12 protein-coding genes are annotated in these 13,268 nt (G+C 63.1%); 3 read left to right on the top strand and 9 right to left on the bottom strand.

Going from position 1 to position 13,268, the window contains the following annotated elements:
* Nucleotides 1-14: 14 nt before the first annotated feature.
* Both BLT42_RS10330 and BLT42_RS10325 read right to left on the bottom strand, forming a co-directional pair.
* A complete protein-coding gene (locus BLT42_RS10330) occupies nt 15-890 on the bottom strand; it encodes an acyl-CoA desaturase (protein ID WP_233342428.1) in 876 nt (291 codons plus the stop codon).
* Nucleotides 891-1,004: 114 nt separating this feature from the next.
* Nucleotides 1,005-3,056 carry a PAS domain-containing protein gene (locus tag BLT42_RS10325; protein WP_091770462.1) on the bottom strand — a complete coding sequence of 684 codons (2,052 nt, stop codon included), beginning with the start codon at nt 3,054-3,056 and terminating at the stop codon, nt 1,005-1,007.
* A 320-nt stretch (nt 3,057-3,376) separates the two neighbouring features.
* Here BLT42_RS10325 and BLT42_RS10320 point away from each other — a divergent pair, with 320 nt between their 5' ends.
* Nucleotides 3,377-3,592 (top strand): hypothetical protein, encoded by a 216-nt coding sequence (locus tag BLT42_RS10320; protein WP_091770460.1) that lies wholly within the window; start codon nt 3,377-3,379, stop codon nt 3,590-3,592.
* A gap of 52 nt (nt 3,593-3,644) precedes the next feature.
* On the opposite strand, the gene ccmI is transcribed toward BLT42_RS10320, so the two are convergent.
* The 7 genes from ccmI to BLT42_RS10285 form a co-directional block, all read right to left on the bottom strand.
* Nucleotides 3,645-4,469, bottom strand: coding sequence for a c-type cytochrome biogenesis protein CcmI (gene ccmI, locus BLT42_RS10315; RefSeq protein WP_091770458.1), 825 nt, complete (start codon nt 4,467-4,469; stop codon nt 3,645-3,647).
* Nucleotides 4,469-4,930, bottom strand: a complete 462-nt coding sequence (locus BLT42_RS10310) for a cytochrome c-type biogenesis protein (protein WP_091770456.1) — start codon at nt 4,928-4,930, stop codon at nt 4,469-4,471. Before BLT42_RS10310 ends, ccmI begins: the two co-directional genes overlap by 1 nt.
* Nucleotides 4,927-5,460: a DsbE family thiol:disulfide interchange protein gene (locus BLT42_RS10305; protein ID WP_091770454.1), complete on the bottom strand. Its 534-nt coding sequence runs from the start codon at nt 5,458-5,460 to the stop codon at nt 4,927-4,929. The genes BLT42_RS10310 and BLT42_RS10305 overlap by 4 nt, the downstream gene beginning before the upstream one ends.
* A complete protein-coding gene (locus tag BLT42_RS10300) occupies nt 5,460-7,454 on the bottom strand; it encodes a heme lyase CcmF/NrfE family subunit (protein WP_091770452.1) in 1,995 nt (664 codons plus the stop codon). The genes BLT42_RS10305 and BLT42_RS10300 overlap by 1 nt, the downstream gene beginning before the upstream one ends.
* 117 nt (nt 7,455-7,571) lie before the next feature.
* Nucleotides 7,572-8,060, bottom strand: coding sequence for a P-loop nucleotide/nucleoside kinase family protein (locus tag BLT42_RS10295; protein ID WP_091770450.1), 489 nt, complete (start codon nt 8,058-8,060; stop codon nt 7,572-7,574).
* A gap of 211 nt (nt 8,061-8,271) precedes the next feature.
* On the bottom strand, nt 8,272-9,066 hold the full coding sequence (locus tag BLT42_RS10290) for a DNA/RNA non-specific endonuclease (RefSeq protein WP_143024107.1): 795 nt from the start codon (nt 9,064-9,066) through the stop codon (nt 8,272-8,274).
* 518 nt (nt 9,067-9,584) lie between these two features.
* Complete coding sequence (locus BLT42_RS10285; RefSeq protein ID WP_091770446.1) at nt 9,585-11,051, bottom strand: sodium/proline symporter; 1,467 nt, start codon at nt 11,049-11,051, stop codon at nt 9,585-9,587.
* A gap of 136 nt (nt 11,052-11,187) precedes the next feature.
* Between BLT42_RS10285 and BLT42_RS10280 the strand changes: the two genes are divergently transcribed.
* Nucleotides 11,188-12,006 (top strand): enoyl-CoA hydratase/isomerase family protein, encoded by an 819-nt coding sequence (locus BLT42_RS10280; protein ID WP_091770444.1) that lies wholly within the window; start codon nt 11,188-11,190, stop codon nt 12,004-12,006.
* Complete coding sequence (locus BLT42_RS10275) at nt 12,003-13,214, top strand: acyl-CoA dehydrogenase (protein WP_091770442.1); 1,212 nt, start codon at nt 12,003-12,005, stop codon at nt 13,212-13,214. The genes BLT42_RS10280 and BLT42_RS10275 overlap by 4 nt, the downstream gene beginning before the upstream one ends.
* The last annotated feature ends 54 nt before the right edge of the window (nt 13,215-13,268 follow it).

The following is a 13,268-nucleotide window of genomic DNA, read 5'->3' as shown; positions in this document are numbered from 1 at the left end:
TCGCCTGCGCGAGGTCAAGCGAACTGAGGGGCAATCTCCAGATTTTTGGCCAGCCCGAGCCGGCGCAGAACCAGCAGCATGGTCCCGTTATAATCGACGATGCGGTTCCAGATGCCCCGCTTGGGCAAATGCAGCGCGCTGCGCGGAAATTCGTGATGGTGATCGTGCAAGGCTTCGCCGCCAGTCAACAGCGCCAGCAGGTAGTCGACCCATTTGGGCGTATCGAGATGACCAAACACATTCACGCCCAGCGTCGTCGCGTGGAACTGGATGCCACGGCCAATGATGACGCAGGCATGCAGCAAGGCGACCAGGATCAGCGAGCCGCCAGCCAGAGCGACCGCGAGATAGATCAGTCCCGGGATCAGGAAATGCATCGCCAGCGACAGCGAGATGTGGAAACGGTCGGCGAACAGCACAACCTTGTTTTCCTTCAGCCACATCGGCATTGGCCGCTCCAGATCGGCGCTATCGCGCCACAGGATCCAGCCCATCCAGGCCCAGACCTTGCTCTCGAGCGGATTGTGCGGGTCGCCGGGATTGTCGGCAAAACGATGGTGCTGGGAATGGTAATTGACCCAGTCTTTCAACGAACCCTGCATGGCCAGGATGCAATTGAACATGAAAATGACCTGGGCCGGCCATTTGATCTCGCCGGCGCGGTGCTGCCAGATCCGGTGCAAGGGCCCGATCCCCATATTGCAGAGGAAGATCGTCGCCGCCATCACGAACAGACCGAGCGGCGCGTACCACCAGTGCAGGGTGAGGCCCTCAAGCGCCAGACCGAGAATGACCATGGTCACCAGCAGGCCAACCCCCAGAACCGGATAGAGAATAACCGAAAACACACTGGCCCAGTTGAGCGTACCCCAAGTTCTGACAATCGACATGGATCGCGTCACGGCAGGGCTTTCAGGCTTCATAGGGTCAAACTCATTGCTGGATTTCGGATAGTGACAACATGGGGTGGGCCGCATGAAATGTCGACAATCTCACTGCAAAGGTCAAACCCTAGTTTGCGGATCACTCCCGGTGCCGGAGCCGGATAAGGTGGCGGCATGCGCCTCCACCGGCAATACCGGCAGCTCGATATGAAAGCAGCTGCCCGCCCCCGGTTCGCTCTCGACCCAGATACGGCCACCATGGCGTTCGACGACCCGCTGACACAATGCCAGGCCGATTCCGGTGCCAGGATAGGCATCACGCGGATGCAGACGCTTGAACATGTCGAAAACGCGCTCGGCATAGCGGCTGGCAAACCCGATCCCGTTATCGCGAACCATGAGATGCCAGTGGGCACCATCGTCGGTCCGCGTCGCCGCGATGCGCACATGCGGCGGCGTATCGCCGCGATACTTCAATGAATTGCCGAGCAGATTGTGGAAGAGCTGGCGCAACAGCAATTCATCACCGCGCAGAACAACATCATTCTCACAGGTGATGGTGGCGTCCGTCTCCGCAATCGCAAGCTCAAAGTCGCTCGACACGCGCGCGACCAGGTCCGCCAACCCGACCTCGGCAATTTTCATGTCATCATTCGACGACCGGGAATAGCTGAGCAGGTCCTGAATCAATTGCCGTAGACGTTGCGCCCCATCGACCATCCGGTCGACCAGAAGGCGGCCGCGTTCGTCGAGACGGTCGGTATAGTCGCGCACCAGCAGCTCGCCGAAACTATTGATCTTGCGCAGGGGCTCCTGCAGGTCGTGCGAGGCAATCGAGGCATACTGCTCGAGCTCACGATTGGTCCGCAGCAATTCCTCAGCCTGCTGCGCCATGCGCACTTCGGATTCCTTGCGTTCGGTGATGTCGTGACAGGAGCCGGCCATGCGAACGGGCTCACCATTCTCGTCCCAGACCGCCTGCCCGCGTGTGTGTACCCAGATGAAACTGCCGTCGGGGCGGCAGCTGCGATACTCGGCCCGATACTCGCCGTCATGGGCCAGGTGCCGCTGCAGCGCGCCGAGCACGCGTTCGCGATCCTCGTCATGAATCCGCGCGGCGAAGGCTTCGATCGAGAGTTCCGGCTCGGGCATGTCCGGCGCCAGGATCCGTTTCAGCTGCTCAGACCAGTACACAACCCCGCTGCGGACATCCCAGTCCCACACACCGACACCCGTCCCGCGAACCGCCAATTCATGGCGTTCCTCGCTGCGGTGCCAGGCCTCCTCGACCCGCTTGCGTTCCGTAATATCCTCGATCGAGCCGGCCATGCGCTGCGGCACGCCCGCCCGATTCCAGACCGCCTGCCCACGGGAATGAACCCAGACATAATGCCCGTCCCGGTGGCGAATGCGGTGCTCGATCTGATAGGGCGTTCCATGCTTGAGATGTTGCCGGATCGCCTCGGCCTGCGCCTCGCGGTCGTCGGGATGCTGCAATTCGGTGAAGTCGCTGACGAGCGGCGTATGTTCGGCCGGGTCCAGCCCCGTCAGCTCATAACAACGCGGCGACCAATAGACCGCATCATCCTCGAGATTCCACTCCCATAACCCGACGCTGGATCCGCGGACCGCGAGGTCAAACCGGGAGTCAGCGCGCAGGAGCGAGACGTGGTGGCCGACCAGTGCAGCGGCCGTCTCCAGCACATTGCGGTCATCATCATTGAAATGCGTTCCAACCGCTTCATCGGCCGTGACATTGAGCGTCCCGTGCAGCCGGCCATCAACCAGAATGCGCGCGCCGGCATAGACCTGTGGACTGCACGCCGCGAGACCGGGATAGGGATCAGGCCCATTGCCGGCCACACGCGAGGCCATGATGGTCTGATCGCGTTCGACAAGCTGCTGGCACCAGCTGCCGGCAAGCTCCGGCGCATCTCCGACGCTATACCGTCCGGTATCGTCCAGGAGATATTCGACCGAGTATCGATCCGGCGCGATCTGGCAGACCGCAACGCGCGGCAATTTGAAATGGGTTTTGACGCGATCCAGGATCTGAAGAATGGCCCGCTCATGATCGGCATTGCCGACTGAGCTGAGGTGAACCAGGTCGAGCACCGTACGATAAGCCTGCGCATTGCCCGCCGTGCCGCCGATTTTCGTGTCTGCCACCATCAAACTTCCATCCGGCAATGCCGCAACGATTCACTCGAATCGCGCCTCTGGGCCGTGCAAGGTATACTGGCACCCTTTCGCTTTTCCAAAGCAACCGGCTCGTTCCCGGCTATCAAATATGACCGGTCGCAGCCGGCATGGTTACGAACAAACCTGTCAGCCCCTCGCTCATACCCGCCTTCGCAGCGCTGATAATCGGCCCGATTGATCGAAATTCGTCCGGAAACAGCCCGATTTATCGATGCTCGGGATGGACCGCCCCCGATTATTAAGGTTCTGTAACCCATCACCTGATGTGATTCACGGCTGGGGAGGCGTTGATGAAAAACGGAATTTTTTTGGTCGCAGTCATCGCGATCGCATGGGGGCTGGCCGTTGCATGTCCCGCCTCTGTTCGTGACAAGTTCGCCGAAGCAACCCAGATCCCCGAAGATTTCCATGTGGAAGCTGACCGGCAAATGGCGATGTTCGTCAGCTGGGCACGTGATGACCGGGCCCGCCCGGTGGAAGATATGCACGACCGCGATCTGTACTGACGCCGCGGCAAAACCCACTGACAGAGTGCCCCCCCCTGGCCAGGCGGCCTGACTATTCCGGCTCGCCCGGCTCCGTCGCCATGGCTGCCAGCCTCGCCTCGATCATCGCGCGATAGCTCGCCTCCGGTGGCGCCTCCGCCAGCAAGGCCTGCCAGGCCGCCTGCGCCGCATCGGTCTCGCCCGACTGGTATTGGGCCTCGGCCATGAAGAAACGTGACCGCACATCCGTCGGCTCGAGATCAAGCGCGCGGGCAAAGGCCTCGCGCGCCGCCGGTGTCATCATGCCATTGGCGTCGAACAACAGGGCCTGCCCCAGTGAGGCAAACAGAAAAGCCGAATCCGGAACGATGTTAATGGCCTGATCGAAGGCCTGTGCCGCCTCATTGTAGCGGCCAAGGCTGAGATAGGATTGCCCCAACACGGCCCAACCCTGGGCATCGTCGGGATTGGCCGCCATCTGGGCCGCCAGGGCGTCGACCTGGTCCAGCACGGCACGCATTTCGTCCGACACCTCAACCGCTTCCGGCTCGATCGGGATGACGGGATCCGGAGTCCCGATCGCCATGTAGAGCGCCACCGCAGCGATACCACCCAGACCACAGGCGATGATCGCGCCCTGACGCAGCACCGGATGGGCCGTCTCCGCATCGCCCCGATTCTCTGAAGCCGCCAGCAGACGCCGCTTGATATCGATCTCGGCCGCACGCGCTTCATCAGCGCCGATCAGGCCAAGCTCGCGGTCGCGCTCCAATTCCTCAAGCTGGCCGGAAAACGCGCCCAGCCCGTCCTGTTCGGCCGCCGCATCGCGTCGCATGAAGGGCATCACCAGGGCGATAACGGTAAGGCTGGCCATCACGGCAATCAGGATCCACAGCATCACTGGCCCTCCTCATCCATCAACTCGGCCAGTTCGGCCTCTTCTTCGGGGGTCAACGCAGCATCCATCCCGCGCGCCTGGCGCCGGACATAGACAATGATCAATCCACCGCCCACGAAGAGAAGAAAGAATGGCAGGCCCCACAGCGCCAGCGTATTGGCCTGCAGGGGCGGCAGCATCAGCACGTAATCACCATAGCGCGCCTGCATATAGGCGAGAATTTCGGCATCGCTATCACCCGCGGCGAGGCGCTCGCGAACAACGATCCGCATGTCCTCAGCCAGCGAAGCATTGGATTCATCAATGCTCTGACTCTGGCAGACGACACAGCGCAATTGGGTATAGAGCGCGCGGGCGCGACGTTCCATCGCGGCGTCGGCATAGACCTCGTCCGGTGATGGTGCGGCCAGGGCGACAGGTGCGAGCAACAAGGCGAGGCAAGCGATCAGGGTGCGCATCATGAGGCCTCCAGCTCGCGGATCAGCGGCAGAAGGGTTTCATCCCAGTCCTGCTGCGTGATGATACCGACATGGCGATAGCGCACGCGCCCGCTGGCATCGACCAGAAAACTCTCCGGTGCGCCGGTGATCCCCAGATCGATCGCCAAATGGCTCTCCGGGTCAAGACCGACAGCCGTGTAGGGATTCCCATGCCGCTCAAGCCATGCCGCTCCGGCCTCCGGCGTGTCGCGCCAGTCAACGCCATAAATCGGCACGATCTGCGAACGCGCGATCTGCATCAGCATCGGGTGTTCGATCGCACAGGGCGGGCACCAGGACCCGAATACATTGACCAGGCTGACATGCCCGGCCAGATCGCTGTTGGACAGGCCTGCCTCTGCACCGGCAACCGGTGGCAAGTCGAAAGCCGGTAATGGCTCGTCGATCAATTGCGAGGGAATGGCGCCCGGATCCTCGCGCAGGCCCATGCCGAAATAGATCGCCATCACGGCGAATACCAGCAAGGGGGTGAAGGCGAGCCAGCGTCCCATCACGGCGTCTCCGCACCCGTTTTTTCGCCCGGCTTGCGCTTGGCCAGATCGCGCGATGTCAGGGCGCGCCGGCCGCGATCACCGAGTGCGAGCAAGCCACCGAGGGTGAGCAGGGCCGATCCGATCCACAACCAGACCGCCAGCGGATAGATATAGGCGTGCACGGCCCAGCCGCGGCCTTCGACGCCCTCGCCGATCGTGACATAGAGATCGCCATCAAGCCGGGTCCGGATCGCCGATTCTGTCGTCGCCATCTCACGCACCGGATAGAAGCGCCGCTCGGCAACCATGTGACCGAGCTCGCGGCCATCGCGCGAGATGGCCAACGTGCCGGCCTGGGAGACGAAATTCTCCCGGTCACTACGCACGACATCGACCAGTTCGATCGAATAGCCATCGAGCTCAAACGCCTGGCCCGGCATCAGGAAAGCACTGGCTTCATCCTTCCAGGCACTGACGCCGGTAACCGCGAAGATGAGGACAGCGAGCCCGAAATGCGCCACGATCATTCCCCATATCCCCGCTGGCAGGCGCTTGGCCCGCGCCCAGCTGGCGGCAAGATCGACTTCGAACAGTTTCACCCGCGACTTCAGATCGAGCAATACGCCCAGACCAACCCACACCGCCAGGGCGGAGCCAATGGCGCCGGCCACGACCTCACGCTCGGCAATCCAGAGCGCGATCAGCCCCGCGACAAGGGCCGCGATGAAGGCCGGAGCGAGTTTTTTGGCAATCGGACCGAGCTTGCCACGTTTCCAGGCCAGCATGCCGCTGACCGGGACCAGCAGGAAAAGCACCGCCATCATCGGGATAAAGGTGGCGTGGTAGAAAGGTGCGCCAATCGAGATCGTCTCGTCGGAAACCGTGGTGATGAAGAGCGGGTAGAAGGTGCCGAAAAAGACCAGTGCGCAAGCTGCAGCCAGGAAGAGATTATTGACCAGCAGCGTGCTCTCGCGGCTCACCTCGGCGAAGACGCCGGTCGGTTTGAGGTGGCCGGCGCGCAGCCCGTACAGCACCAGCGAGCCACCGATCACCAAAATCAGAATACCGAGAATGAACACACCGCGTTCCGGGTCAACGGCAAAGGCATGGACGGAGGTAATGATACCCGAGCGGACCAGGAAAGTTCCCGCCAGCGACAGTGAGAAGGTGAGCAGCGCCAGCAATATGGTCCAGGCCTTGAGCGTGTCGCGCTTTTCCATCACCCGCAGCGAATGGATGAAGGCCGTGCCCGCCAGCCAGGGCATGAGCGAGGCGTTCTCGACCGGATCCCAGGCCCACCAGCCACCCCAGCCCAGCTCGTAATAGGCCCAGCTGGCACCGAGCGCGATGCCGACCGTCAGAAAGGTCCAGGCCGTCAGTGCCCAGGGGCGCACGATCCGCGCCCAGCGCGCATCGACCCGCCCCTCGATCAGGGCCGCGACGGCAAAGGAGAAGGTAATCGAAAACCCGACATAGCCGGCATAGAGCATGGGTGGATGCGAGGCGAGACCGGGATCCTGGAGCAGCGGGTTGAGATCGGCACCGTCCAGCGGCACCGGAAACAGCCGTGCGAACGGATTGGAGGTGAAGATCAAAAAGGCGAGGAAGGCCGCCGTGATCAGCGACTGCACCGAGAATGTCAGCGTGATCAGTCGCGGCGCCACATGCTGCCCCAACAGGGCCAACGCCCCCGTATAACCGGTCAGGATCAGGGCCCAGAGCAGCATCGAGCCCTCATGATTGCCCCAGACGCCAGAGAGTTTGTAGAGGAAAGGCTTTAGCGTGTGCGAGTTCTGCGCGACCACCAGCACGGAAAAATCCGACACCACAAACAACGCGGTCAGACAGGCAAAGGCTGACGCGATCAGCACGAACTGGGCCATCGCCCCGGCCCGCGCAAAACCATGAAACACCGGGTCGCGGACGGCCACGCCGGCAAAGCCGAGCACGGCCTGCAAAAGTGCGACGACAAAAGCGAGAATGAGGGCGGCCTGGCCGAGTTCAGCGATCATGGGTGGTTGGTCTTACGGGACGGTCGCTTCGTCAAGGGCCTCGGTGTCGCAGGGGCAGGACCGCGGGCTGATAGGCGGGCCGTCCTCACCCGGCTCGCTTCGGCCAACACCCGCTACTCACCCCGGATGCATAATGATTTCAAACCCCTCCTCTACCCCCGGCGGCACGTAATAGCGTGTGAACAGATCAAACTCGGCATCGCTGGCCTGGTAAGCGTGTCCGCCCGCCGCATTTCTGCGCCGCAGGCGCGCCTTGCAGCTCGCATCATCGAGCTCAATCAGGTGTAGCCGGTGCCCGGCCCCTGATTCCTCGATGATGGATCGCATCCACCTTCGTGACGCGAGCGTATTGGCCGGAAAATCGAGCACAACACCAAGGCCTGCGCGCAGCAATTCTGTGACATGCGGCCCGACCAGCGCGCGAAGACGGCGCGAACAGCGCACATAGTCATCCAGACTGTTGATCTCGCCGGGGTAGAGACCCGACAGCCAGTCATCTTCGGCAAGCAGTACGGTCGCCGGTGCCGCGGCGAGTTGACGGCACAGGGTTGATTTTCCCGCCGCGATCTTGCCGCAGACGAGATGGAGTGTGGGGGAATTGAACATGGGCGCTCCACAGGGTGGCGGACGCCCGGGCTTCAGAGCGCGGCAGGCATCCCGTCGGATCGAACACAATAACCCGGCCCGCAATGCGGGACCGGGTCCGTAATTCGCTGCCCTGCGCGTGCCGGCAGAAGACGGGATGGACATCTTGTCATGCGGCAGAGCCTAAAGGGCGCAGGCTCGGCCGGCAAGCCAGGCCCGCCCGGCAAGCGCTTCAGGCGACGACACAACCGAGTGCCGCACCCAGATCGCCGCCGGCCCGGCTCAGGCCTTCGCCCACGAGAACCAGACCCGAGCGCCGCTCGATTTCGGCGAGCGTGCTGCGATGATCGCAATAATCCGCATCGCGCGGCGTTTCCTGGTCGAACAGAAAGCCGGTGGAATTGCCCGCGGCATCGATCACCAGTTTCCAGTAGGCGGACGGTACGCGGTGCGGCTCGCCGGCATTGTCCAGCCCCGGCATGTCGCGTTCATAGAGTGGGCCGGTCAGGACATAGAGTTCGCGCTGCGCCCAGGCGAGATCGCGCACTGCGGTTTCCAGCGCCACCCAGGCGCCCTGGTTGAGGGCCGCGCTTTGCGGCGTAATGTTGGAATAGATATTGGTCGAGCGCCAGAACGGTGTGCCCGCAAAGGAGGCCAGCGGCGCCTGATGACCACGATCATAGCCATGGGCCCGGTTGGCGCCCTGGTAGTCATCGCGCGCGCCGCGCCCAGCCTCCAGCGTCTCGTCCTCGGCAAGGAATTCATCGGTGCGCCAATTACGGTTCAGGTCCGCCGACGACCCCATGGTTTCTCGCGTGACCCGATAGGCGACCCAGTCGGCCAGCTTGGTGTCATCATTGGCCGAGAGCGCATAGATTTCACGCACAACCAGGTCATTGCTGACCGGCGTCCCGGCCGGACAGGCACCGCGATAACAATGAACGATATGAATATCCTGGCCGCCAGCCGGCAGTGCGCCCGCCATTCCCGTAACCCCGGCCAGGGCCGCCACAAGCAATTTACGCAAGATCAAAGCCCCAACAACACGCCACAAGCGGTAGGCTGCTTCGCCCGCCCCGGTCCAGCGACCCGCGCGAGGAGAAGTGCATATTGACCGCAGGGGTTGTAGCGGCTTTCACGGCCAGCCCCCTCGAGGAGGATCCGCACCCCACCCGCAGGGCGAAACCATCTGACTCTGGCGGAAAAGCGGACCCAGATCCGTCATCCACCGCGCCGCTCATGCGCGCCATGACGGGCTAGCCGCCATACAAAAACACCGTTTTCATTATTCCCGCCGGCATTGTTCGACGCCAGGCGAGTAGGTGTTCACCGTCAGCGGTGCGCAAGGCACGCCGGGCTGTTGAGCTGGACTCGGGGCCGCGAATACGGCGCGCTGCATTCGCCAGCTCACGCGCGCCAGACCCTGACAGCCAAGGCGTGCTCACCGCGTTGATCGGGTTTCAAAAATCGATGTCCGGGCCGATACCCTGGTGACAGGCTGACGCTCCACTCGCGGGCGCAGCACCGGGGCGCCTTCGATTCCTGTTACCCCCTCCGCTGCCGGCCCAGCCACAGGATCGCCAGTGCCGGCACCCAGGGCACAACACGCTCGAACGGATCGCCCGGCAGGCGGGCCAACCCGGCCAGCGTGCGCATGACGCCATCAAGACCGGCCGGATCGAGCGCACCAAGCGCGTTGAAGAACACCGTCAGCGCGAAGCCGGTGGCCATGGCGGCGAGCGTGGCGCGGCCGCTTGGGTCAATGCGCATCACCCGCATGATGATGATCGGGCCGAAGGCTGCGCCCAGCGCTGCCCAGGCAAAGAGAACACGGGCGAAAATCGTGCTCGGCAGGGCCAGCGTCATCCAGATCGCCACCAACGCAATGGCCAGCATTACGATGCGCGAGACGGTCAACTCACTGCCGGGAAAGCGGCGCGACAGGCCCATATCATGGGCGATCGCGGCGGCAGCCACGAGCAGGATGGAATCGACCGTCGACATCACCGCCGAAAGCACGGCGGCCAGAACAATCCCGGCCAGGACCGGCGGCAGGAGATCACCGGCGAGGAGATAGAACAGGTTTTCCCCATTCTCCGCACCGCCGACCAGCGCGCGGCCAGCCAGCGCCAGAACCGTCATGCCGGTGAACATGATCACGGCCCAGATGATCGCAATGGCGAAGCCGCGATAGCGCGCCGCCTCATCCTTCACCGCCATCAGGCGCGACATGAGCTGCGGCTGTCCCAGCGCACCGATACCGACTCCCCAGACGCCGAGCACAAATCCAACCAGCATGAAGCCGGCCCGGCCACCCGTGATCTGGAGATATTCCGGCGGCGCTTCGGCCGCGAGGGTCGCGAAAACCTGCGCCGGACCACCTGCCGCGATCAGGGCCGCCACCGGCAGGGTGAGCGCGACCAGCACCATCATGAAACCTTGCAGCATGTCGGTGACACTGACCGCCCAAAAGCCTCCGAGCAGGGAATAGATCAGGATCACCGCAGCGCCGATCATGACGGCCTGGGTCTGGTTGACAGGGAATTGGGTTTCGAAGGCGGCCGCCGCGGCGCCGAACTGGGCCGCGATATAGAAAACAAAGCAGAACACGATCAGGATCGAGGCCAGTCCGGTGATCAGCACCCGCATCCGGCCAGAGGTCTGCGCGGCGAGAAAATCGGTCAGCGTGACATGGCCACGCTCGGCGGTTTCCTCGCGCAGGCGCTTGCCGAACCAGAGCCAGACCGCGACATAGCCACCCCAGATCCCCGGCACCATCCACAGGGCCGACAGGCCGGTGGCATAGACGAAGCCGGTGAAGCCGAGCAGCACCCAGGCCGAGGAAGTCGAGGCGGCGTAGGAGAGGCCGGCAACCCAGGCCCCCAATCCCTGGCTGGCAACGAAGAAGTCGGATTCATTCCGGTTGCGCTTGCTGGCCCAGACGCCAACCCCGATCAAAATGAGGTTATAGATCACCAGCGTGATCAGCACGACGATTGTCTGTTGGTTCATAACGCCCTCCCCGGCATCGCTACGCAAAACGCAGCGCGGCGCTTTTATGACTCAGGGCCACAGGTTTATGCTGGTTTGCTTGGCGATACCAAGGCTTCGCTGCGCCACGCCTGTCCGCAAAGAGATTTTCCCCGCAATGACCCAGCCGCCGATTGAAGGCCTGACCCTAGAGCGCCGCGGTGCGGTGGCCGAACTCGTGCTCGACCGGCCACACACCCGCAATGCCTTTACCCAGGCGATGTGGGCCGCCCTGCCCGGCCTGCTGGACGGTCTCGCCGCTGATTGCCGCGTGCTGATCGTGCGCGGCGCCGGCAATGCCTTCGCGTCGGGCGCCGATATTTCCGAATTCGCCGAAGTTTACGCGACGCCGGAGCGCGCCGGAACCTATTCCCGCCAGATCGCGGCCGCGCTCGACGCCCTCGCCGCCTTCCCGCATCCGACGATCGCCATGATCCGCGGCGCCTGCGTCGGCGGCGGCTGCGCCCTGGCGCTGGCCTGTGATCTGCGCTTTGCCGATGAAAGCGCCCGCTTCGCCATCACGCCCGCCAAGATGGGGCTGATCTATCCCTTCAACGACACCAAACGCCTGGTTGATAGCGTCGGCGCGGCAATGGCCAAGGACATGTTGTTCTCGGCCCGCACGCTCGACGCCGCCGAAGCGCTGGCCTGCGGACTTGCCAGCCGCGTCACCTCGCCCTCGGGACTGGACCGTCTGGTGAGCGAATATGTGGATCAGCTACTGGACATGTCGCCGCATTCGGCCGAATTCACCAAGCAGATGATTGCCCGCGTTCTCGCCGGGCAGAACCAGGACAGCGACGCAACGAAAGCGCTGTTCGCCGGGGCTTTCAGCCACGCAGATTTCAACGAGGGCTATCGCGCCTTTCTCGAGAAGCGAAAGCCGGATTTCAGCGCCGTACGAGCGGCACCAGGCACAGGGACGAAAGACCAATGACCACGCTTAAAGCCAAGGATGCACCAGATCTGGGCCGTTTCGACTGGGAAGATGCCTTCCGCCTCGACGACCAGCTGACCGAGGAAGAACGCCTGGTCCGCGATGCCGCCCGCGCCTATGCCCAGGACAAGCTGCAACCGCGCGTCATCGAGGCCTATCGCGAGGAAAAGACCGATCCGGAGATTTTCCGCGAAATGGGTGAGCTGGGCCTGCTCGGCTCGACCATTCCGGAAGCCTATGGCGGCGCCGAGCTGGGCTATGTCGCCTACGGGCTGGTCGCCCGCGAGGTCGAGCGTGTCGATTCGGGTTATCGCTCGATGATGTCGGTCCAGTCCTCGCTGGTGATGTATCCGATCTACGCCTATGGCTCCGAAGCGCAGCGGATGAAATATCTGCCCAAGCTCGCCAGCGGCGAATGGATTGGCTGTTTCGGCCTGACCGAGCCGGATGCCGGCTCCGATCCGGGCGGCATGAAAACCCGCGCCACAAAGACCGCTGACGGCTATCGCCTCAATGGCTCGAAAATGTGGATCTCCAATTCCCCGATCGCCGATGTCTTCGTCGTCTGGGCCAAGTCGGACGCCCATGACGGCAAGATCCGCGGCTTCGTGCTCGACAAGGGCACCAAGGGCCTCTCCGCTCCGAAGATCGGCGGCAAGCTCTCGCTTCGCGCCTCGATCACCGGCGAGATCGTGATGGAGAATGTCGAGGTCGGCGAGGACGCGCTCTTGCCGAATGTCTCCGGCCTGAAAGGCCCGTTCGGCTGTCTCAACCGGGCCCGCTACGGCATTTCCTGGGGCGTGCTCGGTGCGGCGGAATTCTGCTGGCATGCGGCACGCCAATACGGACTCGACCGTCAGCAATTTGGCCGCCCCCTCGCCCAGACCCAGCTCTACCAGAAGAAGCTCGCCGACATGCAGACCGAGATCGCGCTGGGCCTGCAGGCCTCATTGCGCGTCGGCCGCCTGATGGACGAGGCCAAGGCGGCGCCGGAAATGATCTCGATCGTCAAACGCAATAATTGCGGCAAGGCGCTCGATATCGCCCGCCAGGCGCGCGACATGCATGGCGGCAACGGGATTTCGGAAGAATTCCAGGTCATGCGCCACATGGTCAATCTGGAAACCGTCAATACCTATGAGGGTGCCCACGACGTCCATGCCCTGATCCTGGGCCGTGCCCAGACCGGTCTGCAGGCGTTTTTCTAGCGCTTCGCATCGATATCCGCCGCCATTCTGACGGCCAGACAGGCAGATGCCCGG

It is taken from the genome of Maricaulis salignorans, from assembly GCF_900103475.1.
GTDB lineage: Bacteria > Pseudomonadota > Alphaproteobacteria > Caulobacterales > Maricaulaceae > Maricaulis > Maricaulis salignorans.
The sequence above is the reverse complement of the archived record's forward strand: the minus strand, read 5'-3'. Positions and strand labels throughout refer to the sequence as shown.